The organism is Sphingomonas sp. NIBR02145 (assembly GCF_027359115.1).
Lineage (GTDB): Bacteria > Pseudomonadota > Alphaproteobacteria > Sphingomonadales > Sphingomonadaceae > Sphingomonas > Sphingomonas kyeonggiensis_A.
This window is the reverse complement of sequence record NZ_CP114791.1, coordinates 144,538-169,961: the sequence shown is the minus strand read 5'-3', so window position 1 is coordinate 169,961 and position 25,424 is coordinate 144,538. Positions and strand designations below refer to the sequence as shown.

Sequence of the window (25,424 nt, the reverse complement as noted above, 5' to 3'; positions counted from 1 at the left end):
AATGAGGTGACCAGACCCAGGTGATTTCAAGGACAGGCGCCAGGCCCCCCGCTCCTGCCGCCCCGATGTGAACAGCGGGAAACAGGAGAGCGATATGATTAGGCGATCACAGAATCAGCACATCCATAAGCGCATGCTCGGCCGCACCACGCGGCTCCTCGCCGGCCTGGCCCTGGTCGGCATGACCACCGTCGTCGCCCAGGCCCAGACCCTGCTCGCCGCGAACTCGCGCTATCCCCGCATCCGCCTGCTCCCCAGCGGAGAGCTCGTCGCGTCGGTCCTCTCGTTCACCGGCGACGATCACATCAAGATCTTCTCGAGCACCGACAGCGGCGCCAGCTTCACCCAGGTCGGCACGATCAACGATCCGGAATTCCAGACGCTGAAGGCAAGCAGCCCCAGCCTGTTCCGCGTGCCGCAGACGATCGGCTCGCTCACTGCCGGCACGCTGATCCTCGGCGTCGTGGTCGATACCCAGAAGACCGCGACCAGCCTCGCCAAGATCAACATCTACAAGAGCACCGACAACGGCCGGAACTGGAGCTTCGTGTCGATCGCCGTCCAGTCGGCCAACAGCCAGGGCCTGTGGGAACCCGATTTCTCGATGGCCACCGACGGTGCGATCGTGATGCACTATGCCGACGAGAGCAGCCCCTGCTGCAGCCAGAAGATCGCCCGCCGCCGCACCTATGACGGCGTCCACTGGATCGACCAGACCAACGACGTCCAGCTTTCCAACAGCAATGCCGACGCCACCTGGCCGCTGCGCCCCGGCATGCCGGTCGTGTCGAACCTGGCCGACGGCACGCGGCTGATGACCTATGAGATCTGCGGCCAGGCCGCGCCGCTCAACTGCGCGAGCTATTACCGCACCTCCACCGATGGCTGGAACTATGGCCCGGTCAACGTGATGGGCACGCGGATGAAGGACTCGCTCGACCGGTTCTTCTCGAACACCCCGGTCAACAAGGTGCTGCCCGACGGCTCGATCCTGTGGATCGGCCAGTATATGCGCGTCGCCGACGGCTCGCCCTCGGGCCTGAACGGCACCGTGATGTTCAAGAGCGCGAGCGGCAATCCGAACGGCCCCTGGACCACGCTGGCCGCACCGGTCACGCTGCCGGCGCCGGTCACCAATGGCTGCGAGGGCTTCTCGCCCGGCCTGCAATGGGTGGGCACCGGCGCGACCTTTGTCGAGCTGCAGACCCGCAACGTGAACGGCGTGTGCAACGTCTATTTCGCGAGCGGCCCGAGCAACTGAGGCTCGCAAATCGGGACCGGCCACCGCCCGCCGGCGGCCGGTCCCCTGTCGCATCCCGATCCATCGCAGGAGGAGCAATCATGCCTGGCCTGACGAACGAGACGCGCGGCCGCCGCTGGATAGGGGGTGCGGCACTTGCACTCCCTGTCGGGGTCGCGCTTGCCTGGATGGCGTGGCCGTCCGCCCCCCCATCCCGCGAAGCCGGGGTGGTGACGATCGCGGCCGGCGCCGCGCAGCCGGCGGCCGCGCCCCTTCCGGCGCCACCCGCCACGAAACGCCCGCCGCTCACCCCGCAGCGCAATTCGGAGCTGGCCGACGCGAACCAGTATCTGGTCACCCGCGAGACCCGGGATCGTGCCTGGGCGAGCCGCAGCGAGACCCGGCTGCTCGCGTTCATGCGCGGCCTCGCCCATGTCGACACCCGCTCGCTCACTGCCCGGTGCACGACCAGCCTGTGCGAAGTCTCGGGCCTGGCGGAGGAGGATTCCGGCGGGTCGATGAACCCGGCCTGGGAAACGCTGGAGCGCGACACCGCCAGCGCCAGCCTCGAGGCCGAGGGGCTGGCGCGCGACGCCACGACCTTCGGCACCGGGCGCGTGCGCGAAGCCTTTGTGGTCTATTTCCGCCGCGTGGTCTCCCCAACATGATTGCGGCCGCCGGCACGGGGATGTCCCGGTGCCGGCGGCCGCGTGCCTCCCCTTGCGGGAACGCGAAGCCTATTTGAACAGCTTGAGCGGGATCGCCTCGCCCATCTTCGTCTCGCCCGCACCATTCGGGTGGAGATTGTCCCCGCCCTGCAGCGCCGCGGCGAGCCGCTTCGGATTGGCCGGGTCGGCGACGACCTTCTCCATGTCGACCACCGCGTCGAACGTTCCCGAGGTGCGGATCCAGTCATTGACCTCGCTCCGCAGCGCCTCGCCCGCCGGGGTCTGGTAGCCCGCGCCCTCGAACGGCAGGATCGTCATGCCGATCACCTTGATGCCATGCGCATGCGCGCGCTGGACGAGCTGGCGGAAGCCAGACTTCAGGTCGTCGGCGCTGACCACCGGGCCATTGTTGCGGCCCGATCCGCCGATGTCGTTGATTCCCTCGAGCACCACGACATGCGTCACGCCCGGCAGCGCCAGCACGTCGCGGTCGAAGCGCGCGAGTGCATTGGGGCCGGCACCGCTCGACAGGATGCGGTTGCCCGAGATCGCCTGGGTCACCACGACATGCGGCATCCCTGCCGCGGCGATCCGCCGGCCGAGCACATCGCCCCAGCGGCACGCCGGCACCGCGTCGTTCGCGCAGCCGGTATTGTCGGTGATCGAGTCGCCATAGGCGACGATCACCGGGCGCTGCTTCGCGCCCAGCACATCGACCTCGGCCAGCAGCGGGCGCGGGCCCGACTGGAGGAGCGGCGTGAAGTCCTTGTCGGTGAAGTCGCCCGACGGCGAGATCGCGGTCTTCGCCCCGCCCGCGCCGTGCACCGTGTCGATATCGACCTTGTCGGGCATGTAGAGCGACACTTCGATCAGGTCGAACGCCTTGACCGGCAATGCCACCGGATCGCTCACCAGCGGCGCGCCGTTGCGCAGCTGGCCCTGGCCCTGCCCGTCAAAGGTGACGCGCACCGGCTTGCCGCCGGCGATCCGCACGCTCGCCGCGCCGATCCGCATCGCCGGGCCATAGTCGTTCGCCAGCCGGATGCGGACCTTGCTGCCCGCCGCGCCGACGCGCACCTGCATGCGCAGCGTGGCATTCTCCACCGAAACGCGCTGGGCGGGCTGGTTCGCCTGCCACATGCTGGCCGTCCAGGCCGGCGTCCAGCCGTCCGGCCCCGGCTGCGCCCCTGCGGGGGCCGCGATCAGGAAAGCGGCAATCAAGGCTCCACGTGACATCCAGTGCATAGGTCCCCTCCAGGCTATTGACGGTTATCATATCCTAATCAGCGCGTTCCCGACGGCACCTTTTGTGGCGCGCCCTCGGGCACAGGCAGGCCGAAATCGGGCCGGCCGTCCGCCGTCCAGCCGAACTTCTGGATGTGCGGTGCACGCTTCAGCGTACACTTCATCCCCGCCGCGGCATTGGCGTGGTAGATGATCCAGTTCTCCTTGCCGTCGGGCGACTTGAAGAAGCCGTTATGGCCGGTTGCGAACACACCATTCCCCTTGTGCAGCACCGGCGTCGGCGACTTGCTCCAGGCCTTGGGATCGAGCGGGTTGGCGCCGGGCGCCGCGCGCAGCAGGCCGAGCGCATAATCGTCGGACCAGCAGGGGCTCGCCGAATAGGTCAGGAACAGGTCGCCCTTGGGCCCCAGCAGGAACTCCGGCCCTTCCAGGATCTGGCGCCCGTCGAGCCGCTCCCAGGGCTGGTCGGGCATGGCGATCACCTGCTCCTTGCCCTTGAGCGTCCAGGGGTTCGCCATCTCGGCGATCGCCAGGCCGCTGTCCGGGCCCAGATAGGGCGAATAGACGAAGTAGCGCTTGCCGCGATATTCGAAGCTGGTGCCGTCGATCCCGGCATGGGCGGTGTTGATCCGCCCTCGGTCGATCCAGGTGCCGCTGAGCGGATCGGACGCTTTGTTCTCCAATGCGAACACGGCCCGGTGGGCGTCGTCGCCGAAGCCGCTCGCGGTGGCGGTATAGTAGAGGAACCAGCTCTTGCCGATACGGTGCAGCTCGGGCGCCCAGATCAGATGGGCGTTCGGCCCCTCCTTGGGCGGCGTCCAGACCTGCTTCTGCTCCGCATGGGCCAGGTCCGCGATGTTCCGCGTCCGGTACAGCGTGATGCCCGTCCGCTGGGTGTGCATGTAATAATAGGTGCCGTCGACCTGGGTGATCCAGGGATCGGGACCCGAAGGGAGCAGCGGATTGGTATAGGTGCCAGCTTCCGCGGCCGGAGCCGTCTGCGCGGATACACTTCCGGAGCCGAGGCACAGGGCAGCGGCGATCACTGCCCCGCTCCAGAGGTCACGCTTCTTCAAGGCTTCTCTCCCATTTATATGAGATGACTTATCATATAATTTAGGGTGCAAAACAAGCCTCGGCGCGCAACCTTTGCCACGGTCCGCGTCTGGTTCAGTCCGCGAGCGCGGCGATGAAGGCGCGGGCGTTGGCGCCCACCTGCTCGGCGGTCATGCCGGGCTTGTACAGCGCCGAGCCGAGCCCGAAGCCCGGGGCTCCGGCGGCCCGCCACGGGGCCATGGTGTCGGGCGCGATGCCGCCCACCGGCAGCACCCGCGCGTCCTTGGGCAGCACCGCCCGCATCGCCTTGAGAACATTGGGGCTCGCTGCCTCGGCGGGGAACAGCTTGAGCGCCGTGGCGCCGGTCTCCAGCGCGGCAAAGGCCTCGCTCATCGTGAAGATGCCGGGCAGCGATACCAGCCCCCGGGCGGCGCTGGCGGCGATGACCTTGAGGTTGGCGTTGGGCGAGATGATCATCGTGCCCCCCGCCGCCTCGACCGCGGCCACCTGCGCCTCGGTCAGCACCGTGCCGGCGCCGATCTGGGCCCGGCCCGCGAAGCGCTTGGCCAGCCGCGCGATGCTGTCGAGCGGCTCGGGCGAGTTCATCGGCACTTCGATCAGGGTAAATCCAGCCGAAACAAGCGCTTCGCCGATCTCCTCGACCTCGTCGGGCTTCACGCCGCGCAGGATGGCGACCAGCGGGCAACGGCTGAAGGCGGCGTCGAAGGCGGCGATATGGCTCACATGATACTCCCGATTGCGATGATGCCGGCCACGAAGGCGGCGTGACTGTCGACCCGCACGGCGCGGCGCCCATGCACCTCGATCGCGGCGGCATAGAGCCCTCCCAGCACGGGGTCGGCGAGGATGTGGACCGTGTCATGCCCCACCCGCTCCAGCCTTGCCGCGACGTCGCTGCCGATCAGCAGCCCGCTGGCGAAGCTCGCCGCGTCGGTGTCCTCGCGCTCGCCCAGCAGCTTGGCCGCGCGGATGCCGAACAGCGAGGCGGCAAGGTCGCGCTTGCGCCCCTCCTCCACCCCGTCGAGGAACGCCTGGCCCAGCGTCACTTCCTCGGTAAGTTGCGAGGAAAGCAGGCCATATTTGCGCAGCATGGCGAACAGCTCGCCGGTCATCGCGGTGGTGAATCCGGCGATCCGCCCGCCTTCCATCAGCGCCCATTTGCAGTGCGTACCCGGCTGGGCGAGCAGCGCGTCGTGCGGCACCAGCCCGGCCGCGACGGCGCCCAGCAGCTGGACTTCCTCGCCCCGCATCACGTCCGCCGGACCCGTCACCGAGACGCCGGGGACGATCGCCGTACGGGCGTCGATCCGCAGCAGGTTTGCCGCCAGATCCTCGACCCCGGCCGGCGCCGGCACATAGGGCGCCGCCTGCCAGCCGATGTTCGACCCGACCATGCCGGCCATAAGCATCGGCAGGTCGCCGAACCGCTCCCGGATGCCCGCCGCCTCGGCCGCGAAGTCGCTGACCGAGGTGACGCCGCGGTCGTCGCGCTCGGTGCGCACGACCTGGCCGCCCTCGACCAGGAAGACGCGCCGGTTGGTCGTCCCCCAGTCGATGGCGAGGAAGGTGCCGGAGAAGCTCACCACCAGACCGAGTACAGCGCGATGAGGATCAGGATCACGCCGATGCCGGCGATGTTGAACACGTTCGGCGTCTTGAAGCTCACGCCCTCCATGGTCACGCGATTGGCGTTGCCGCTACCCTTGAACACCAGGCTGACGACCACTGCCAGCCCCAGGCTGACGAAGAAGACCACCATCATCCGGTTCATGAACGGCATGCCCGTCAGCCCCAGGACATCCTGGAAAGCCGCGACACTGGTACCCACCACGTTCACCGAGATTTGCATGCCAAGGAAGTCATGCGGCGCGGCCCAGTTGACCCACATGAACCAGGACATGAACACCGACATGATCGCCGCGGTAATCGCGCCATTCTCGGTCGCCGGCTTCCAGAACAGGCCGAGCAGGAAGATCACGGTGATGCCGGGCGTGAAGAAGCCGGAGAATTCCTGGATGAACTGGAAGGCCTGGTCCGACTGGCCGATCAGCGGCCGGGCGGCGAGGATCGCGATCACCACAGCGGCGGCCGCGACGATACGGCCGACGAGAACGAGATGCTTCTCCTGCCCGGTCTTGCCCTCGCCATTCTCGCCGCGCGTGTTGATCCCGCGCGCCTTGGCGTAAAGATCCAGCGTGAAGATGGTGCCGATCGAATTGATCTTGGAGGCGGTCGACGCGATGATCGCCGCGACCAGCGCCGCGAAGACCAGGCCGAGCAGGCCCGGCGGCAGCAGCTTGAGCATCGTCGGATAGGCCTCGTCACCCACCGCGAGGTTCGGCGCCAGCATCACCGCGGCGATGCCCGGCAGCACGATGATCACCGGCATCAGCAGCTTGAGGTACGCGGCGAGCGTGATGCCCTTCTGTGCCTCACCCAGGTTCTTCGCGGCCAGCGCGCGCTGGATGATGTACTGGTTGAAGCCCCAATAGCTCAGGTTCGCGATCCACATGCCGCCGACGAGCACGGCGATGCCGGGCAGGTCCTTGTAATAGGGGTTGTCGGGCGAGAGGATCATGTCGAACTTCTCGGGATGCGCGTTCATCAGCGTGCTGAAGCCGGCGACAATGCCCTGCCCGCCACCGATCTGGTCGAGCGTCAGGTACGAGACGATCAGGCCGCCCATCACCAGCAGCGTCACCTGGACGATGTCGGTCAGCGCCACCGCCTTGAGGCCGCCGTAGAGCTGGTAGAGCAGCGCGAACAGGCCCAGCGCGATCAGCGCCGCGTTCTGGTCGATCCCCGCCACCTTGTGCACCGCGATCGAGCCCAGCCAGATGATCGAGGTCAGGTTCACGAACACATAGAGCGCGAGCCAGAACACCGCCATCAGCACCGGCAGCACCTTGCCGTAGCGCTGCTCGAGGAACTGCGGCATCGTGTAGATCTGGTTCTTGAGGAAGATCGGCAGGAAATACTTGCCGACGATCAGCAGCGTGAGCGCCGCCATCCACTCATAGGAAGCGATCGCCAGGCCGATCTTGTAGCCCGAGCCCGCCATGCCGACGATCTGCTCGGCCGAGATGTTCGCCGCGATCAGCGACGCGCCGATCGCCCACCAGGGCAGCGATTTGGAGGCGAGGAAATAGTCGGACGTGTCCTTGGCGTGGCCCGCCTTTTCACGGCTGACCCACTGCGCCAGGCCGAATATGCCGATGGCGTATATGATGACCACGATCAGGTCGATCTGCGACAGGCTCGTCACGCTATCCCTCCCTTAGGTACCGCGCGCTCAAACGGGGCGGTCGAATGGTTCATTTATCTTATTAATTGGGCTTGTCTAGCCACGCGTTTGGGATACAGCTAGAAATCAGAGGGCAAGCGACGACCGTCGCCTCGACAGAAAAGGAATACCCGCGCGTGGCAACGTCTCTATCCAAGTCGTCAGACGAACTCCGTCCGCAGCTTGGCCGCAACCTCACCTATGGCCTGCTCGACCGGCTGGGCCGCGCGATTGTTACCGGCCATTATGAGAACAAGCCCTTCCCGACCGAGGCCGAGCTGACCACCCAGCACGGTGTCAGCCGTTCGGTGACGCGCGAAGCGGTCAAGATGCTCACGGCCAAGGGCCTGCTGAGCGCCCGTCCGCGCCAGGGCACGGTGGTCGAGCCGACCTCGTCCTGGAACCTGTTCGACACCGACGTGCTGCGCTGGCTGCTCGAGCGGCAATTCTCGGTCGAGCTGCTCAAGCAGTTCAACCAGCTGCGCGTCGCGATCGAGCCCGAAGCCGCCGCGCTCGCCGCGCGTTTCGCCAGCAATGCCGATATCGAGGCGATCGGCGAAGGCCTTGCCCGCATGGAAGCCGCCGAGAAGGGCATGGACGACACGCTGGAGGCCGACATCGCCTTCCACGTCTCGATCCTGCGCGCCTCGGGCAACCCCTTCTACGTCCAGTTCCGCGACGTGGTGGGCACGGCGCTGCGCACCTCGATCCGCTTCACCAACCGCGTGAAGGGGCGCACCGCCAATGTCGCGGATCACGGCCGCGTGCTCGAGGCGATCCAGGCACGCGACCCCAATTCCGCGCGCACCGCGATGCGCGCGCTGATTTCCGACGTGCTCGAGCTGATCGACGCCCACGAGAACACGCCGGCCTGATCCTCAGTCCATCCGGATCGGCAGGATCGATCCGTCCTTGCCGAACGTCACCGACGTGATCGCCACCCGGCGCGAGCCGGTATAGGGGCCGTCATGCGGCTGCCCTTCCCAGCGGTGATAGGCGATATACCAGCGCCCGTCTTTGGGATCGCGCAGGAAGGCGTGGTGGCCCGGCCCCTTGTACCTGGCGTCGCTCGCCAGGATCGCCCCGCGATATTTCCACGGCCCCACCGGCGACCTCGCCGTGGCGTAATGGACCGAATAGGTCGTGTCGCGGAAATTGCCCGACGAGTAGGACAGGTAATAGGTGCCCTTGCGCTCGAACATGAACGCGCCTTCGGTGAAGTGCTCTGGCGTCTTCACCTTCACCTCATGGTCGATCGTGACCATGTCGGGCTTGAGCTCCCACACGCGCAGCGTCGCGCCGGCGCTGCCGCCGGCATAGAGGTAGCTCCGGCCCGTCCGCGGATCGGTGAACACCGCCGGATCGATCGCCTCGAAGCCGTGCCCGCCATCGTTCACCAGCGGCTTGCCGCTGTCCTTGCAGGGACCCGCCGGACCTTCGCAGGTCGCCACGCCGATGCGGCTCGGCGTCGGGTTCTGCGGGCCGATCGAGTAGTAGAGATAATAGCGGCCGTTCGCGCGGACCATGTCCGGCGCCCACAGGCGATGCTCGGGCGCCTTGTCGTCGTTGATCCACGGGATCATCGAATGATCGAGAAGGACGGGCCCCTTCTCCCATTTCCGCATGTCGAGCGAATGCCAGGCCACCAGCGTCTTCCCGCCAAAGGTCGGGTAGAGCCAATATTGCCCCTCCGCGACTTCGAAGTCCGGATCGGCGCCGTCGAAGAAGGACGGCGCGTCCTGGGCATGCGCGGGCAGCGCGGCGAGGACGAGCCCCGCCAGCGCCCCGGCAATCCCCCGCCGCATCACTTGGCGATCGGCGTGGCCGGAACCACGCCCTTCGGTGCCGTCGCCATGCGCTTGATCAGATCGACCTCGGCCTGGCGATAGGGCCTGCCGTCGAGATAGAGGATGTCGTGGAACCAGATGGTCGGCTCCTCATAGGTATAGGGCTTCTTCCAGCTGTCCCAGGGCAGCCGCGTCTGCATCTTCCCGTCGACGAAACCCCAATTGTACATCGCGATGTTGAGCCGCTTGGCGATCGGCAGCGAGCCTTCGAAGGTCGAGCCGTTGCCGCGCGCCATATATTCGGTGCACCAGACCGGGCGGCCATAGCTGAGCATCTGCCTCGCCCGCTCCTCGAACTTCTCCGGCCAGCTATAGTCGTGGAAGCTCAGCACGTCGGATTCGGCGATCTGGATCTTCTCGACCGCATCGAGCTTGCTCTGGTCGTCCCAGTGGTTGCCGATCCACACGCCCGAGGTGAGCGGCTGGATCGGATCGGCCGAGCGCGCCGCCGCGAACATCCGCGGCAGCAAGGTCGCGACATATTTCTTCTTGTCGACCGTCGGCTTGTAGTTGCCGCCGCCGCCATTGTTCGGCTCGTTCCAGATGTCCCAGCCGATCACCCGCTCGTCCCTGGCGAAGGTCGTCACCAGGTCCTTCACATAGGCTTCGAGCTTGCCGTACTGCGACACGTCCTTCAGCCGCGCCTCGCCCGGCGACTGGACCGAGCCCGAATTGTGCACGCCCGGGATCGGCGGATGCTGCGGCCCGGCGACCGGGTTCGGATCCCAGCAGCTGTCGAAGAAGATCCACAGGGTCTTGATCTTGTGCTTCGCCGCGATCGTCATGAATTCGTCCATCCGGCGCTTCAGCCCGGCGGCATCGGTTTCCCACAGCAGGTGGTGCAGGTTCACCCGCATCACGTTCATCCCCATCGCCTCGGCCCAGCCGAGCTCCAGGTCGATGCGCTTGGGATCCCAGGTCTCGGCCTGGAACATCTCGAGCTGGTTGATCGCAGTCGCCGGCGTGTAGTTGGCGCCGACCTGCCAGGGCTGCCTGGCGTGCCAGGCATTCGCCTGCGCCGCGGTCCACTGATCGCGGGCAAGCGCCGGCGTCGCCGCCAGCATCGTGCTGGCGACCAGGAAAAGGATAGGCTTCATTGCAGCTCCCCTTGGTTCTGTAGTTTCTTCCGGATTACTTCGTCATCCCCGCGCAGGCGGGGATCCATTGCCGCTGAAGGCAGTGAGACTCACATTGGCGAGCCCGAATGGATCCCCGCCTACGCGGGGATGACGATGAAAATTCAGCGCTTCGCCGCCTGCCCGGTGGTCAGGCGATAGGTCATCACGTTGTGATAGGTCTGGCCCGGCTCCAGCCGGGCACTGGTGAAGCCCTTCTGGTTGGGCGAGTCCGGGAAGAGCTGCGGCTCCATCACGAAGCCGTCACCCTCGCGGTACACCTTCTTGGCCTTGCCGTGCGAAGTGCCGTCCAGGAAGTTGCCCGAATAGAATTGCAGGCCCGGCTGGTTCGACCAGAGCTCGAAGCCGCGGCCCGATGCCGGATCCTGGACCCTGGCCATCAGATGCTGGTCCTTGGTCACTTCGCGGCCGATCACCCAGTTATGGTCGTAGCCGCGCGCCCAGATGATCTGCTGGTCGCTGGCGTCGCGCACCCGGTCGCCGATCGCGCGCGGAGTGCGGAAGTCGAACACCGTGCCGGCCACCGAGCGGAACTCGCCGGTCGGGATCGCGCCGTCGTCCGTCGGCAGATAGGTCTGCGCCGGGATCGTCACGACATGCCCCATCGCGCCGTTCGACGAGCCTTCGCCCGACAGGTTCCAGCAGCCATGGTTGGTCAGGTTGACGATCGTCGTCTTGTCGGTGGTCGCCCGATAGTCGATCGTCAGCTGGTTCTGCTCGTCGAGCGAATAGGTCGCGTCGACGGTCAGCGTGCCGGGATAGCCCATGTCGCCGTCCGGGCTGACATAGCGCAGCGTGACCGAGGCGGTCGGGCCGTCCTTCACCGAAGTGATGGTCCACAACACCTTGTCGAAGCCGGTGGTGCCGCCGTGCAGCGCGTTCTTCCCGTTGTTGATCGGGGTCTGGTAGGTCTGGCCGTCGAGCGTGAACTTGCCCGCCGCCAGGCGGTTGCCGAAGCGGCCGACGATCGGGCCGAAATATTGCGGCTTGGCCAGATACTGTTCGAGATTGTCATAGCCGAGCGCGATATCGGCCTTCTTGCCGTTGCGATCGGGCATGATGAGCGACTGGATCGTCGCGCCCCAGCCGATGATGTTCGCCGAAACGCCCTTGCCGTTGGTCAGCGTCACCGATTCAACCGTGCGCCCGTCGGGCAGCTTGCCGAAGGTGCCGCGCTTGGCGGTCGCCGCCTCGGCATTCGAAACCAACGCACAGGCAAAGGCAGCGCCCAGCAGCAACGCGCTCTTGTTCAGCGTCATCCCTCTTCTCCTCAACCGCGATAGAGTTGGGTCGCCAGGCCGCGGCAGCCGGGATCGACCTCGAACAATGCGCCGCCATGGGGCTCGTCCACCCCATCGCCCGCTGATGTAACGAACATGCGGTCGAGCGCCTCGCCCGCAAAGGTGCAACTGGTGATCTGGCTCGCCGGCAGCGCGATGCTGCGCATCCGCTCGCCTTCGGGCGAGAAGCGCGTGACGCAGCCTGCGCCCCAGCAGCCGACCCACAAACAGCCCTCGGCATCGAAGGTCATGCCGTCGGGATTGCCCCATTCGGGCTGGAACGCGATGAACGGCGTGCGCGGCCCCAGCGACCCGTCGTCGTTGATGTCGAAGCGGAAGATCGTCGCCAGCGCGGTGTCGGTGTGCAGCAGGAAGCTGCCATCGGCGGCGATCGCCGGGCCGTTGGCGATCGTATAGGGCCCGTCAACGCGCGTCACTGTGCCGTCGGTATCGAGCCGGTAGAAGCTTCCGGTCGGATCGCTGCAGTTGATCGACATGGTGCCGGCCCAGATGCGGCCCTGCGCATCGGCCTTGGCATCGTTGATCCGGTTCTCGACCCGGTCCGGCTCGGGATTGGCGAGCAGGCGTGTGGCGCCGGTTTCGGGATTGAAGCGAAGCACGCGGCGCCCCAGCCCGATGACGAACCCGCCCCGCTCGCGCTCGATTGCCCAGCCGAGATAGTCGTCGAACACCCAGGCACTGATCGCACCGGTTCCAAGCGACAGCCGGTTGAGCCGGCGAGAAAGGATGTCCGTCCAGTAGAGCGCATTCTCGCGCGCCGACCAGAGCGGCCCCTCGCCCAGCACATCGCGGCGGTCACGCTCGACGATGCGGACCAGGCTCATCAGTGGCTGTCCCGCGGCACGCCGTATTTCTGGGCGATGCGCTGATACTTCACCGCATTCTCGAACACCGCGCCGCCATCGAACTGGCCGACCAGGCTGCGATGGATTTCCTGCCACGGGGTCTGCGCTTCGGGCACATAATCGATGGCGAGCGCAGCGCGGCGCGCGGCGAGTTCGGCCTCGTCCACCAGCATGTCGGCAGTGCGGTTCTTCAGGTCGATACGGATACGGTCGCCGGTCTTCACCAGTGCCAGGCCACCGCCGACGGCCGCTTCCGGCGCGGCGTTGAGGATCGAAGGCGAGCCGCTGGTGCCCGACTGGCGGCCATCGCCCAGGCAGGGCAGCGCATGCACCCCGGCGCGGATCAGCGCGACCGGCGGGCGCATGTTCACCACTTCGGCGCCGCCCGGATAGCCGACCGGCCCTGCCCCGCGCATGATCAGGATCGAATGGTCATCGGCACCCAGCGCCGGATCGTCGATCCGCCTGTGGTAGTCCTCGGGCCCATCGAACACGATCGCCGTGCCTTCGAACGCATCGGGATTTTCGGGATCGGATAGATAGCGGTTGCGGAACTCCTCGGAGAGCACCGAGAGTTTCATCACCGCATTGTCGAACAGATTGCCCGAAAGCACGGTCAGGCCCGCGGCCTGCTTCAGCGGCGCATCGAGCGGGAAGATCACATCGGCATCTTCCACCGTCGCGGCCCCGACATTCTCCCCGATCGTCTTGCCGTTGACGGTCAGCGCGCTGCCGTCGATCAGCCCGGCGCGGAGCAGCTGCCCCATCACCGCGGGCACGCCACCGGCGCGGTAGAAGTCCTCGCCCAGATACTTGCCCGCCGGCTGCAGGTTCACCAGCAGCGGGATATCGGCGCCATGCTCTTCCCAATCGGCCAGGCTCAGCTCGACGCCGATATGGCGGGCAATCGCGTTGAGGTGGATCGGCGCGTTGGTCGAGCCGCCGATCGCCGAGTTCACCCGGATCGCGTTGAGGAAGGCCTGGCGGGTCAGCACGTCCGAAGGCTTGCGATCGGCATGCACCATTTCGACGATCTGCACGCCGGTATGATAGGCGCATTCGGCGCGGTCGCGGTATGGCGCCGGGATCGCCGCCGAGCCGGGCAGCGACATGCCCAGCGCCTCGGTCAGCGAGTTCATCGTCGTCGCGGTGCCCATGGTGTTGCACCAGCCGGTCGACGGCGCCGAGCTGGCGACCAGCTCGATGAAGCCCTTATAATCGATCTCTCCGGCCGCGAGCATCTCGCGCGCCTTCCACACGATCGTGCCCGAGCCGGTGCGCTCGCCCTTGAACCAGCCGTTGAGCATCGGGCCGACCGACAGCGCGATTGCCGGGATGTTCACCGTGGCGGCGGCCATCAGGCAGGCCGGGGTGGTCTTGTCGCAGCCGATCGTCATGACGACGCCGTCCATCGGATAGCCGAAGATCGCCTCGACCAGGCTGAGATACTGGAGATTGCGGTCGAGCCCCGCGGTCGGGCGCTTGCCGGTTTCCTGGATCGGGTGGGTCGGGAATTCGAGCGCGATGCCGCCGGCGTCGCGGATGCCCTCGCGCACGCGCTTGGCGAGCTCGAGATGGTGGCGGTTGCACGGGGTCAGGTCGCTGCCGGTCTGGGCGATGCCGATGATCGGCCGGCCCGATTGCAGCTCCTCCAGGCTGATGCCGAAGTTCAGGTAACGCTCGACATAGAGCGCGGTCATGTCGGGGTTGGAGGGATCGTCGAACCAGGCGCGCGACCGCAGATTCGGGCGCTCACCCTCGACTTTACCACCGCCGGACATACAAAACCCTCTTCCTGAAAACCGCAGCCGTTCACTGGCGCGTTCGCACGCAACGGCGCACTTGATAGAGCGGATCACGGCGGATAGGAAGCATATATATCGTATAAAAGGGAGTTAGGGGTGGATCGCTTTAGGCTCGGCCTGGTTGGCATTGGGAAAATCGCGCGGGATCAGCATCTTCCGGCCGTCGCCAGGAACGACCGCTTTACACTGGCGGCAATCGCCAGCCGTCATGGCCAGGTCGATGGCGTGCCGAATTATCCCGATACCGCGGCGATGATCGCGGGGACCGAACTCGATGCGGTCTCCTTCTGCACCCCGCCCGAGGGGCGCTACGAGCTGGCGCGGATCGCGATCGAGGCCGGCAAGCATGTGATGCTCGAGAAGCCGCCGGCAGCAACGCTTTCGGAGATCGAGGCGCTGGCCGATTTCGCCCGCTCGCGGAACGTGACGCTGTTCACCAGCTGGCATTCGCGTGAAGCCGCCGGCGTCGGCCCCGCCCGCAACTGGCTGTCGCGCCGCGAGATCAAGGCCGTGCGTATCCACTGGCGCGAGGATATCCGCCGCTGGCACCCGGGCCAGGAATGGATCCTTGCCGCCGGCGGCTTCGGCGTGTTCGATCCGGGCATCAACGCCCTGTCGATCGCCACGGCGATCCTCCCCGCCCCGCTGTTCGTCGAGGCTGCGACGATGGACGTGCCCGCCGGCCGCGCCGGGCCGCTCGCCGCCGAGCTGCAGCTGCGCTGCGGCGGTGCGAAGGGCTATGCCTCGTTCGACTTCCTCCAGACCGGTCCGCAGACCTGGGATATCGAAGTCGATACCGATGCCGGCACGCTCCGCCTGTCGCTGGGCGGCAGCGTGCTCCAGCTGCCGGGCGAGGCCGAGTGCACCGAGCCGGACCAGGAATATCCGCGCCTCTATGCCCGTTTTGCCGAGCTGCTCGCGACCGGCGGCAGCGATGTCGACTTGCGCCCGATGCGCCTCGTGGCGGACGCCTTCCTGCTGGCCGAGCGTCGCGAGACCGAGGCGTTCGCGTTCTAGGCCCTTATCGTCATCCCGGCGAAAGCCGGGATCTCATGCGGCGCTTTCCCCGCACCGCGCCTCCGCTTGCAATGTAGGAATCCCCACCTCAGAAAAGATCAGCGCTCGATCGGGGGCACGCGGATGCTGTCCTCGCCGATCAGGATCGGCACCAGTCCGAAATGGCGGCGCCAGGGCGCGGTCGTGTCGTTGCCGAACATGGTGTACCAGAAATGGCCCCCGGCATCGCGGAAGGCGGTGCCGTGGCCGCCATGCGGTACGGCGAGGCGGCGCTTGGTGTACGGGCCGAACAGCGACTTGGAGGTGCCGTACATCATGTCATAGGTGCCGTCGGTGCGCAGCGGTCCGTTCCATTCGGCGCCGGTCAGGAAATAGGTATCGCCGACTTTTATGAGCCCGTTGCCCTCGTAACCGACATTTTCGCCGTCGGTATCGACCAGCCGCCTCACCGGCCCTTCGAATCCCTCCCGTGTCGCGCCGAGCTTGCCGATTTTGCCACCACCCCAAAGCAGGTAGAAGCCACTCTCGTCCTCGAACGGAAAGGCATCGATACCCTCGACGAAGTAGCTCGAGCGGGTGTTGACGTAAGGACCGATGGCCTTGCCGCTGGTCGATTTGAACAGCCAGGACTTGCCCCCTACCCCGCGCTCCATCACCGAGAAGGCGAGGTAATAGGTCTTGTCCCGGGCCGACCAGTGGATCTCCGGCGCCCAGAGCTCGGCGACATCCTTGAACGTGTAGCCCAGCCCCTTCCAGTCGAAGATCATCTTGGAAGGAGACCAACTCTTCAGGTCGGTGGAGCGATACAGGGTAACCCCACCTTCGGGATACTGGAAGCCGAAGCCCTTCTGCGTCCCGACCAGATAATAGGCCCCATCCCCACCCATCATCACGGAAGGGTCCCGCATCATCTCGGTTGTCACCAACGGCCGCCGATCCGCCACGGCACTATTCTCGGTCAGCACCGAAGCAGCCTGACGGATGCGGCCATCCTCGGCGCGCTCCAGGGGAACAAGGCCGACCTGCTCGCAGAACATCGCGAAATCATCCTCGCAGCGCGGATTGTAGCTGGCGACGAGCCTGCCGTCCCTGGTGCGCACGACATTGCCCTGCCCCGCATGCGGTACGGCGAGCATGCGCTTGCTGAACGGGCCATAGGGCGACGGACCGGTCGCCATGTAGAGATCGTCGGTGGCGGTGCGCATCCGGCCCGTCACTTCGCTGGCGGTGATCACATATTGGTCACCGTCCTTGAACATCGAGGCGCCGGCCTTGCCGACCCGCAACCGCACCGGCCAGTCCTTGCCCGCCGGCGGATCGACCTTGAACAGCGCGGGATCGGGCTTGAGGAAGCGCGGCGCGTCGGCGAGCTTCGAGACGTCGGCGGCCACCTTGGCGATCATGCCGCCGTTCCACAGCAGGTAGCTGGTGCCGTCGGTGTCGATGAAGGACGACACGTCGGCCACGTCACTCACCAGGCACGGGCTCTCGGTGAACCCACCCTTGAGATTGGCGAGAGAACCGCGGGCGATATGCGCGCAGCCATTGTCGTCGGCGAAGGCAAGCTGGACCAGGTCACCGCGGATCTGGATGTCCGGCGCGACATAGCGATGCCCGGCACCGTGGACGACCCCGAGCGCGGTCCAGTTCTTGCCATCATCGGCCGAGGACCAGAGCTGGATACCATCGCGGCGACCGTCGCGGATCACCGTGCCGGTGACGAACCAGCGCCCGTCCGCGGCCTGGGCCACCGAGGCATCGGTGATCGCATGCGCGGCGAAGAAGGACTTCACCGGCATCGCGTCCGCCGCCGGCATCACCGTGGCGTTCCGGTCCTGCGAGGGGTGGTCGATGAAGATGTCGTCCGCCGGTGGACGGTTGGCCGGTACCGCCTGCTGGGCAAGCACCTGTACCGGGATCAGCGAAGTCGCGGCGAGCGCAGCGGCCAGGAAATGCTTCACGATGTCATCCTCGTGTCCGTCAAAACAAAGGGCGGCGGCGCTCGGGAAAATCCTTCCGTCGCGACGCCGCCCATTAGGTCAGGCTTACGGCGCCCCGGCGATCAGAACCGGAAGCGGATGCCCGCACGATAGACGCTCTCCAGGAAGCGCGTCTGCCATGCATAGGCCTGGCCCGCCGCATTGAACGTGCGGTAGTTGCGGTAGGCGCCGCCGGCCAGGTTGTTGACGTTGAAGCTCAAGGTGATGTTGTCGGTCGGCTGGAGCGTCGCGGCAAAGTCCATCGTGCCGCGGGCATCGACCGTGATCGGCAGCGTCGGGCCCAGCGGTGCCGGGTTGCCCAGCGCCGGATCGGCAACCTGGCCATAGCTGTCGATGAAGTCGCTGCGCCAATTGTACGACAGGCGGAGCGAGAGGACCTTGTTCTCGTACCAGGCCGAGGTGTTGATGGTGTGCTTCGAGGTACCGGCGATGCGCTGCAGGCCAGGCAGCGTCGCCGCAAGGCTTGGCGCCAGCACCGACTTCGCGTCGAGATAGGTGTAGTTCACCATCCCGCCGAAGTTGCTCATCCAGTCCGGCAGCCACGGCGCGCGCAGGAAGCTGCGGACGCCCGCCTCGATGCCCTTGATCCGGCCCGCCCCGCCATTCTGCGGCTGGCTCATGCGCAGACGACCGAACTCGGCATCCGCCACGTCGGTGGTGAACGTGTTGATGAACCCGTTCACGTCCTTGTAGAATCCGCCGACCGTAAGCGCGCCACTGCGGCTGAAGTAATATTCGACCGACGCGTCATAGTTCTTCGAGGTGGTCGGCTTCAGGTCGGGATTGCCCGAGCTGGCCGAGCGGATGCAGTCGGCCCCGTTCGGATCGGCGCAGGTGTTGCCGGTCGGCAGCGCACCGATCGTGATCGTCGGGTTGAGCTGGCCGAAGCCGGGGCGCGTCCGCGTCTCGGTGTACGCGATGCGCATCTGCAGCTTCGGGTCGAGCTTGATCCGCATGCTGACGTTCGGAAGGAAGTCGCTGTTGCTCGACGAAGTCGAGATCGGCGTAACCGTGGTCACCGCCGTGGCACCGGTACCGGTGGTCGAGCGGCGCAGGCCGTTGATCGCGACATCCGCCTGGGTGGCGCGCACGCCGATCAGGCCGTCGAACGGCACGCCCGCAATCTCGAACGCATACCGCGCCTGGACATAGCCGGTGTAGAGCTTCTCGTTGCTCGTGTAGACCGGCGAACCCCAGGTCGGATCCCCCTTGGCCAGCGTGGTGGTCACGCCGTTGACGGTGAGCGTAGTCATCGAACGCAGCGTATCGAGATTGGCAATCAGGCTCTCCCGCGTCGGCGAGAGCCAGGTACGGATCGACGCCGCGCTGTCGTTGCGGAAGCCGCCCGCCGCCGGCTGGATGTTCAGCATCGACGCCAGCACCGAATAGGTCTGGCCCGCGGGCGCCGCATAGGTCGACTGGGCATAGCTGTACGAATCCGCGTCGCGGTTCGAGAAGCGCAGGCCCGCCTGCAGGTTGGTCAGGATGAAGTTGTCGAGCTTGTAGTCGAGGTCCAGGCGCCCCTGCCAGCTCTGGCCATGGCCGCGGTTGCCGCTCTGAGTCAGGCCGGTCCAGCGATAATTGCCGAGATTGTAGAGGTCGTAGTTGATCAGGTTGACGGTGCCGCCGCCCACGCCCTCGGACGTGTCGAACTCGAAGTGGCGCGCCGGCGACGAGGTCAGCGTGTAGTTGAACGCGACGTTGCGGTTGATGAACGTCGACTCGGTATAAGCAACGTCACCGGTCAGCTTGAGCCGGCCATTTTTCCAGATGAAGCCGCCGCCGGCCTGATAGGTGTCGGTCGACTGGTCGTTGATCTGCTGCGCGCCGGTCGGCGCCGCACCGGTGCCCACCGCTGCGTCGAAGCTCGCGGCCTGGTTGGTGCCCGGGATCAACGTGATGTTGGTCAGCGTGGCGAGATCCCCCGACACGACCTGGAGGTTGTGGCCGTCGCCGCGTCCGCGATAGCCCTGGTACAGGCCGTCGAGATAGATTTCGAGCGTGCTGCTCGGCCGCCACTGGAACGCCGCATCGACATTCGGGCGCCAGCGCGTCGCCGAGGCATAGTCGGTGTTGACGAAGTTCGGGTAGCGCAGCTGCGGATAGCCGGTGATGTTCGTGCGGTTGCGGATGTCCTGCGCGACCGCGCGCGAGGAATCGATGTATTTGGTGTCGGCGTAGGACCCCTCGATCAGGAAGCCCATCTCGCCAATGCCGGTCTTCCAGCGCGTGCTGGCCAGCCCATTGGCCTCGATGCCCAGGCGCTGCGACTGATACCAGTGCACGCCACCGAGATAACCGGTGACGCGGGTACCCTTGAAATCGAACGGCTTGCGCGACTTCACGTCGACCAGGCCGGCCAACCCCGCCTCGAGCAGATCGGCGCTGGCCGACTTGTAGACGTCGATGCGGGCAATGCTGTTCGACGGGAAGTCCTGCAGCTGGACGAAGCGGCCTTCCGCGGTGAACACTTCGCGACCGTTATAGGTGGTGGCGAGATCCGGCAGGCCGCGGATGCGCACGCCCTGCGCCACGCCGGCATCGCGGGTCACGGTGACGCCGGGGATGCGCGCCAGCGATTCCGAGGCCGTGACGTCAGGCAGCTTGCCGATATCCTCGGCGACGACCGAATCGATGATCTGGTCGGAGTCCTGCTTCACGGACTGGGCGGACTCGAGGCTGCGGCGGATACCGCTGACGACGATCTGGTTCGTGGCCGGATCTTCCTGCTCTTGCACGCCGATCTCGGCGGTGTCCGGCGTGCTGTCCTGCGCCATCGCGGTGACCGGCATCGCCGCCAGGGCCACGGCGGAGCTGGTTGCGAACAGGAAATAACGATTTAGATTAATCACTTATGCCTCCCCATTATCATTCTTTTTCAAACTTATCTATCTGAATTATCATACCAGAATCTATATGACAAGCCGACCCATTTCGGACCGAAACTTCCGCGTGATATCAGCTGGTTGCATTGGCTGGCCGCGTCGCCCTGGCTAAGACGACTCCCCAAGGCTATCGGGTTCGTACGCCGAAAGACACGCAAACACCGGCCCGCGCGATTGACGCGCGCCCTTGGCTCGGTGCCCGCGAGCACGAGTTCGCGCTTCGCTTATGCCAGCGTGGAGAGACCAATCTGCCGGCCCCGCTCCGCTCGCCCAAGCAAGCTTTCCTTCCGATGCGACAATTTGCTTGTGATCTGATAAATCCTATCCATAGATAGGCGACAGAACGAATATTGGGAGGATAGAAGATGAAGGCAGCAATGACGCGTCGCGGCATGTTGCTGGCCGGTGCAGCGGCACTGGCCATGCCGGGGGCCGCCCTCGCAGGCCCGAGCCGGCCGAACATCATCATCCTCTATGCCGACGACCTCGGCTATGACGACCTGAGCTGCTACGGATCGAAGACGATCCACACACCGAACATCGATAGGCTGGCTGCGGGGGGCACGCGCTTTCTCAACGGCCATTCGCCCTCCGCCACCTGCACGCCGTCGCGCTACGCGCTGCTGACCGGTGACTATGCGTGGCGCGCCTCGGGCGTGCAGATCCTGCCGGGCGACGCGCCGGCGCTGATCCGGCCGGGCAAGTTCACCTTGCCGACGATGTTGCGGAACGCCGGCTACACCACCGGGCTGGTCGGCAAGTGGCACCTCGGCCTGGGCGACGGCAAGGTCGACTGGAACGGCGCCATCGCCCCCAGCCCGCTCGACATCGGCTTCGACTATGGCTTCTACATGCCGGCAACGCTTGATCGGGTGCCGACCGTGCTGATCGAGAACCGGCACGTGGTGAACCTCGACCCCGCCGACCCGATCGAAGTGAATTATCACGACAAGATCGGCGACGAGCCCACCGGCTTCGACCATCCCGAGATGCTCAAGTTCGGCGCCGATCCCGAGCATTCGAACACCATCGTCAACGGCATCAGCCGCATCGGCTACATGACCGGCGGCAAGAAGGCGCGCTGGAAGGACGAGGAGCTGAGCGACGTGCTGCTCGGCAAGGCCGTGGAGTTCATGCGCGCGCGGAAGGACAAGCCCTTCTTCCTCTATTACGCCGTCAACGAACCGCATGTGCCGCGCGCGCCGCATCCGCGCTTCGTCGGCAAGTCGGGCATGGGCCCGCGCGGGGACTCGATCCTCCAGCTCGACTGGACCGTGGGCGAGCTGATGCGCCAGCTCGAGACGCTCGGCATCGCCGACAACACGCTGGTGGTGTTCAGCAGCGACAATGGCCCGATCCTGTTCGACGGCTATCAGGACAAGGCCGTCGAACTGGCAGGCAAGCACCGGCCGGCCGGCCCGTTCACCAGCGGCAAGTACAGCATCTACGAAGGCGGCACCCGCGTACCGATGATCTGCTGGTGGCCGGGACATGTCCGCGCCGGCAAGGTCTCGGCCGCAATCGTCGATCATGTCGACCTGCTCGCCTCGCTGGCCAGGCTCGTCGGCGGCGCCTTCCCCCGGGATGCCGCGGTGGACAGCTTCGACATGCTAGCTCCCCTGCTCGGCCAGACCGATCGCGGGCGCGATCATGTGGTCGAGGACACCAAGCTGATGGTCACCACCGGTACCAAGGTGGCGGGCAGCGGCGCGCGCATCTTCGCGATCCGCGCCGGCGACTGGAAGCTGATCCGCGCCAGCGTGGAACCGCACGAGTTCCACGGCAACCCGATCGGCACCCTGCCCGTCCACCAGCTCTACAACGTCGCCAACGACCCCGCCGAAAAGGTCAATCTCGCCGGGAAGGAGCCGCAGCGCACCGCGCGCATGGCCGCCTGGCTCGACAAGATCGAACGCGACGGCCGCAGCCGCCCCTGAGCGGACGACAATTACCAGCCAACTGCCCCATGCGAGGGCGAAGACAGGGAAGAGGGAAATCATGCGTAAGCTTCTGGCAATCGGCGCCGCAGCGCTGCTCGGCCTGCCCGGCGCGGCACTGGCCCAAGGCGCGCTCGGCGCGAACTACAATGAGCATTTCGAGGACGTCGATTATCGCGACCTCCAGAAGAGCGACACGCAGTGGGTCCGCATCTTCCTGCCGATGTTCCAGCTCGATCGCGGGCCCGCCGCCGATCACGGCGCGGTCAAGACGATCCTCGACGTCTCCAGTCACGGCTACAAGACCGTGCTGACGCTCAAATTCCCCTATAACCGCGTCGCCTTCCCCAAGGCCGACAGCGAGACCTTCAAGAAGGACCTTGACCGACTGGAGGCGGTGCTGCCGCTGGTGATGGGCAAGGTCGACATCCTGGTGATCGGCAACGAGCCCTTCATCGAGAGCCGCCAGCAGGACTGGAACCCCAATTTCAACGCCTATTACGAGGCGCTGGCCAAGGCCGCGATCCAGTATCGGACGGAACATTGCGGCGGCAGCGCCTGCAAGACCCATCTCTACATGGGCGCGCTCAACCAGACCCAGAACCCGGTGTGGCGCAACAAGACCACCGATCGCTGGCTCGAGTTCATCAAGCAGACGCCCGAGCTCGAAGGGCTCGACATCCATCCGCACATCACGATGATCGAGGAGTCCAAGGCGTTCCTCGACTATATCCTGCCGCGGATGCGCTCCGACCAGAAGTTCCTGGTGCTGGAATTCTCGCTGGTCTGGTGGTGGAAGCAGCACCTCAAGGACCCCGTCCCCGCAGCTTTCGCCGCGAAATATGGCGCCCCCGCCAATGCCCAGACCTGGCAGGTCATCAAGGCCGCGCTGGAGACGCCCTTCTCCAAGCCGCAATGGGACGAGTTCCTGTCGCAGAGCCCCTGGTTCGAAAGCCGGAAGCATTATCTCCGGAACCAGATGAAGCTCTTCCGCGACACCGGCCGTCTCGCGGTCGCCACCTATGGCTTCAAGCAAGGCAGCTCGATGGTGAACAATTTCGGGCCGGATTCGACACCCTGGCTGCTCAACAGCGTGTTCGCCGGCCGCACCGTGAAGCCCAATGCGGATGGCAGCTCGGCGTTCAACTATGCCTGGATCGACGACTACAAGGCGCTCCAGAAGAAGTAGCCGCCGACACGAAGGGCGCCGGGACGGATGTCCGGGCGCCCTGGATCTTCGCCATGCGCGGCGGGCGATAACTGCCCGGACTAGTCCAAAAAATTGTCCGCCTTATCTGGGGCACCGCCACCGGCACTACCCTCTGCACGCAGCTTCAGACCCACCGACATCGCCCAGTCGCGCCACGCTTTCGCAAGGCGACCGACGATCTCGGGATGCCGGGCGGCCAAATCCTTGGTCTCGGTACGGTCGCTGGCGAGATCGTACAGCGCCCATTGGCGATAGCTTTGATCTGCGCCATGCGGCGCCGGCGAGACGATCTTCCACTGTCCGTCGATCACCGCGCGCGCGCCGTAATGCTCGAAGAAGAAAGGTCTCGGCTTCGGCAGCGCCTTCCCGGTCAGCGCGCCGGCGAAGGACTTGCCGTCCATCGGCGCGCCCTTTTGCGACGGTGCGATGCCCGCCAGTTCGAGCAGGGTCGGCGTGACGTCGATGATATGGGTGCCCTGCGCAACCACCCTGCTCTCGCGCCGCTTCATCCCGGCAGGCCAGCTGATGAAGAAGGGCGTATGGATGCCGCCCTGATAGCTTTCGGCTTTCCACCAGTGGAACGGCGTGTTGGCGGCGCTCGCCCAATGCGCGCCGATTCCGGTCTGGTTGAGCTCGGTGCCGATGCCGCCGGGATATTCGCCATAGCCGACCTTGCGGCCGTCGCGCGTTTCGCTGGGGCGGTCATAGCCCGGACGCACCATGATCTCGGGCGAGGCACCATTGTCCACCAGGAACATGATGACGGTATTCTCATAGGCGCCGCTGTCCTTGAGCGCCTGGACCACCCGGCCGATGCCCTGGTCCATGACGTCGATCATCGCGGCATGGGTCGCCATCTTGCGGACCTGCTCGGCGCGATGCTCGGGCGTGAGCGCCTCCCACGCGGTCTTTGCGTTCTCGGCATAGTCGTTGTCTAGCGGCGGCAAGGGATCGATCCTGGGATCGACCAGACCCAGCTTCACCTGGCGCGCATAGCGGCGCCTGCGCATCGCATCCCAGCCATCCTCGAAGCGCGGCAGGTATTTCTGGATGACATGCTCGGGCGCCATCAGCGGCCAGTGCGCGGCGGTATAGGCCAGGTACATCATGAAGGGCTTGTCGCCCTTGCCGAGCTTGGTCACCTGCTCGACCGCGTGATCGCTGATCGCATCGGTCAGGTAGAAGTCCTTGGGCACCTCGCGAACCGGCGTGTAGTTCTCGACCAGCGAAAACGGGTCGTAATAATCGCAGACGCCCCAGATGATGCCCCAGTGATAGTCGAATCCCCGCGATACCGGATAGGTGCGCCTGTCCCCGAAATCGCGGTCGAAATGGCCCTGGTGGTTGAGCCATTTGAGATGCTCGGCGGGCGGGGTGAGCGGCTCGGCGGCGGTCAGATGCCATTTGCCGATCATGGTCGTCGCATAGCCCCCGGCGCGCAGTTGCTCCGCCACCGTCGGCGTGTCCAGCGACAGGCTCGTGCCGTTACCCGTCATGTTCACGCGGTGCGGATAGCGCCCGGTGAGCAGGCTCGCCCGCGACGGGCAGCAGCGCGACATGTTGTAGAAATTGTCGAACCGCACCGCTCTGCCGGCCAGCGCGTCGAGGTGCGGGGTGTCGGTGTCACCGCCATAGGCGCCAAGGTCCGAATAGCCGATATCGTCGCCCATGATGACGATCATGTTGGGCCGGGTATCGCGGCGCTTCGACCAGGCGAGCCCCTTGCCCGCGCCAAACGCCGCGGCCGCCATCGCGCCGAGCGACAAGCCGCCCTTCAACGCCTGGCGGCGGTTCATCCCTTTCGCTTCGTCAGCCACCGGCCACTCTCCCCAAGACACCTAATCTTATTAAATCACTTATATAATATAATTTAACCCGGTCAACGCGCCCACAGCCGGGACATTGACCACGCGGCACCCTCTGCTAAG

The 25,424-nt window shown here is 65.9% G+C and carries 19 protein-coding genes; 6 read left to right on the top strand and 13 right to left on the bottom strand.

The window, feature by feature from the left end:
* The first annotated feature begins 133 nt into the window (after nucleotides 1-133).
* Together O3305_RS00790 and O3305_RS00785 are read left to right on the top strand one after the other, a co-directional pair.
* Nucleotides 134-1,261 (top strand): sialidase family protein, encoded by a 1,128-nt coding sequence (locus tag O3305_RS00790; protein ID WP_269574737.1) that lies wholly within the window; start codon nucleotides 134-136, stop codon nucleotides 1,259-1,261.
* An 80-nt stretch (nucleotides 1,262-1,341) separates the two neighbouring features.
* A complete protein-coding gene (locus O3305_RS00785) occupies nucleotides 1,342-1,908 on the top strand; it encodes a hypothetical protein (protein ID WP_269574736.1) in 567 nt (188 codons plus the stop codon).
* Nucleotides 1,909-1,977: 69 nt separating this feature from the next.
* Here O3305_RS00785 and O3305_RS00780 read toward each other — a convergent pair whose 3' ends face one another.
* The 5 genes from O3305_RS00780 to O3305_RS00760 all read right to left on the bottom strand — a co-directional run bounded on the left by O3305_RS00780 (nucleotide 1,978) and on the right by O3305_RS00760 (nucleotide 7,495).
* Nucleotides 1,978-3,144, bottom strand: coding sequence for an SGNH/GDSL hydrolase family protein (locus O3305_RS00780; RefSeq protein ID WP_269574735.1), 1,167 nt, complete (start codon nucleotides 3,142-3,144; stop codon nucleotides 1,978-1,980).
* 47 nt (nucleotides 3,145-3,191) lie between these two features.
* Complete coding sequence (locus O3305_RS00775; protein WP_260396083.1) at nucleotides 3,192-4,229, bottom strand: glycoside hydrolase family 43 protein; 1,038 nt, start codon at nucleotides 4,227-4,229, stop codon at nucleotides 3,192-3,194.
* Between the two features lie 94 nt (nucleotides 4,230-4,323).
* Nucleotides 4,324-4,953, bottom strand: coding sequence for a 2-dehydro-3-deoxy-6-phosphogalactonate aldolase (locus tag O3305_RS00770; RefSeq protein WP_269574734.1), 630 nt, complete (start codon nucleotides 4,951-4,953; stop codon nucleotides 4,324-4,326).
* The gene (locus O3305_RS00765) at nucleotides 4,950-5,819 is read right to left on the bottom strand and encodes a 2-dehydro-3-deoxygalactonokinase (RefSeq protein WP_269576591.1); all 870 of its coding nucleotides are present in this window, start codon (nucleotides 5,817-5,819) and stop codon (nucleotides 4,950-4,952) included. Before O3305_RS00765 ends, O3305_RS00770 begins: the two co-directional genes overlap by 4 nt.
* On the bottom strand, nucleotides 5,810-7,495 hold the full coding sequence (locus O3305_RS00760; RefSeq protein WP_269574733.1) for a sodium/sugar symporter: 1,686 nt from the start codon (nucleotides 7,493-7,495) through the stop codon (nucleotides 5,810-5,812). The genes O3305_RS00765 and O3305_RS00760 overlap by 10 nt, the downstream gene beginning before the upstream one ends.
* Nucleotides 7,496-7,650: 155 nt before the next feature.
* Between O3305_RS00760 and O3305_RS00755 the strand changes: the two genes are divergently transcribed.
* Nucleotides 7,651-8,388, top strand: coding sequence for a FadR/GntR family transcriptional regulator (locus O3305_RS00755; protein ID WP_269574732.1), 738 nt, complete (start codon nucleotides 7,651-7,653; stop codon nucleotides 8,386-8,388).
* Between the two features lie 3 nt (nucleotides 8,389-8,391).
* Here the strand turns inward: O3305_RS00755 and O3305_RS00750 are convergent, their stop codons facing one another.
* From O3305_RS00750 to O3305_RS00730, 5 genes are all read right to left on the bottom strand, one after another.
* Nucleotides 8,392-9,318: a family 43 glycosylhydrolase gene (locus O3305_RS00750; protein WP_269574731.1), complete on the bottom strand. Its 927-nt coding sequence runs from the start codon at nucleotides 9,316-9,318 to the stop codon at nucleotides 8,392-8,394.
* Nucleotides 9,318-10,457: a cellulase family glycosylhydrolase gene (locus O3305_RS00745; RefSeq protein ID WP_269574730.1), complete on the bottom strand. Its 1,140-nt coding sequence runs from the start codon at nucleotides 10,455-10,457 to the stop codon at nucleotides 9,318-9,320. Before O3305_RS00745 ends, O3305_RS00750 begins: the two co-directional genes overlap by 1 nt.
* A 143-nt stretch (nucleotides 10,458-10,600) precedes the next feature.
* Nucleotides 10,601-11,755 (bottom strand): aldose epimerase family protein, encoded by a 1,155-nt coding sequence (locus O3305_RS00740; RefSeq protein WP_269574729.1) that lies wholly within the window; start codon nucleotides 11,753-11,755, stop codon nucleotides 10,601-10,603.
* A gap of 11 nt (nucleotides 11,756-11,766) precedes the next feature.
* Entirely contained in the window at nucleotides 11,767-12,621 is an 855-nt protein-coding gene (locus O3305_RS00735; protein WP_269574728.1) for an SMP-30/gluconolactonase/LRE family protein, read from the bottom strand.
* Complete coding sequence (locus tag O3305_RS00730) at nucleotides 12,621-14,423, bottom strand: IlvD/Edd family dehydratase (RefSeq protein WP_269574727.1); 1,803 nt, start codon at nucleotides 14,421-14,423, stop codon at nucleotides 12,621-12,623. The genes O3305_RS00735 and O3305_RS00730 overlap by 1 nt, the downstream gene beginning before the upstream one ends.
* Before the next feature lie 120 nt (nucleotides 14,424-14,543).
* Between O3305_RS00730 and O3305_RS00725 the strand changes: the two genes are divergently transcribed.
* Nucleotides 14,544-15,464, top strand: coding sequence for a Gfo/Idh/MocA family protein (locus O3305_RS00725; RefSeq protein WP_269574726.1), 921 nt, complete (start codon nucleotides 14,544-14,546; stop codon nucleotides 15,462-15,464).
* Between the two features lie 98 nt (nucleotides 15,465-15,562).
* Here O3305_RS00725 and O3305_RS00720 read toward each other — a convergent pair whose 3' ends face one another.
* On the bottom strand, nucleotides 15,563-17,425 hold the full coding sequence (locus O3305_RS00720) for a family 43 glycosylhydrolase (RefSeq protein ID WP_269574725.1): 1,863 nt from the start codon (nucleotides 17,423-17,425) through the stop codon (nucleotides 15,563-15,565).
* Nucleotides 17,426-17,526: 101 nt separating this feature from the next.
* Entirely contained in the window at nucleotides 17,527-20,316 is a 2,790-nt protein-coding gene (locus tag O3305_RS00715) for a TonB-dependent receptor (protein WP_269574724.1), read from the bottom strand.
* A 398-nt stretch (nucleotides 20,317-20,714) separates the two neighbouring features.
* Between O3305_RS00715 and O3305_RS00710 the strand changes: the two genes are divergently transcribed.
* Complete coding sequence (locus O3305_RS00710; RefSeq protein WP_269574723.1) at nucleotides 20,715-22,286, top strand: sulfatase family protein; 1,572 nt, start codon at nucleotides 20,715-20,717, stop codon at nucleotides 22,284-22,286.
* A gap of 61 nt (nucleotides 22,287-22,347) precedes the next feature.
* Nucleotides 22,348-23,475 (top strand): hypothetical protein, encoded by a 1,128-nt coding sequence (locus O3305_RS00705; protein WP_269574722.1) that lies wholly within the window; start codon nucleotides 22,348-22,350, stop codon nucleotides 23,473-23,475.
* 80 nt (nucleotides 23,476-23,555) lie between these two features.
* On the opposite strand, the gene O3305_RS00700 is transcribed toward O3305_RS00705, so the two are convergent.
* Nucleotides 23,556-25,313, bottom strand: coding sequence for an arylsulfatase (locus tag O3305_RS00700; protein WP_269574721.1), 1,758 nt, complete (start codon nucleotides 25,311-25,313; stop codon nucleotides 23,556-23,558).
* Nucleotides 25,314-25,424: the final 111 nt, after the last annotated feature.

What these genes read in the sequence shown, in the direction of transcription:
- O3305_RS00740 (WP_269574729.1), bottom strand. Translation starts at nt 11,755, where the DNA reads ATGACGCTGAACAAGAGCGCGTTGCTGCTGGGCGCTGCCTTTGCCTGT.
- O3305_RS00735 (WP_269574728.1), bottom strand. Translation starts at nt 12,621, where the DNA reads ATGAGCCTGGTCCGCATCGTCGAGCGTGACCGCCGCGATGTGCTGGGC.
- O3305_RS00785 (WP_269574736.1), top strand. Translation starts at nt 1,342, where the DNA reads ATGCCTGGCCTGACGAACGAGACGCGCGGCCGCCGCTGGATAGGGGGT.
- O3305_RS00705 (WP_269574722.1), top strand. Translation starts at nt 22,348, where the DNA reads ATGCGTAAGCTTCTGGCAATCGGCGCCGCAGCGCTGCTCGGCCTGCCC.
- O3305_RS00780 (WP_269574735.1), bottom strand. Translation starts at nt 3,144, where the DNA reads ATGTCACGTGGAGCCTTGATTGCCGCTTTCCTGATCGCGGCCCCCGCA.
- O3305_RS00730 (WP_269574727.1), bottom strand. Translation starts at nt 14,423, where the DNA reads ATGTCCGGCGGTGGTAAAGTCGAGGGTGAGCGCCCGAATCTGCGGTCG.
- O3305_RS00790 (WP_269574737.1), top strand. Translation starts at nt 134, where the DNA reads ATGCTCGGCCGCACCACGCGGCTCCTCGCCGGCCTGGCCCTGGTCGGC.
- O3305_RS00745 (WP_269574730.1), bottom strand. Translation starts at nt 10,457, where the DNA reads ATGAAGCCTATCCTTTTCCTGGTCGCCAGCACGATGCTGGCGGCGACG.
- O3305_RS00710 (WP_269574723.1), top strand. Translation starts at nt 20,715, where the DNA reads ATGAAGGCAGCAATGACGCGTCGCGGCATGTTGCTGGCCGGTGCAGCG.
- O3305_RS00750 (WP_269574731.1), bottom strand. Translation starts at nt 9,318, where the DNA reads ATGCGGCGGGGGATTGCCGGGGCGCTGGCGGGGCTCGTCCTCGCCGCG.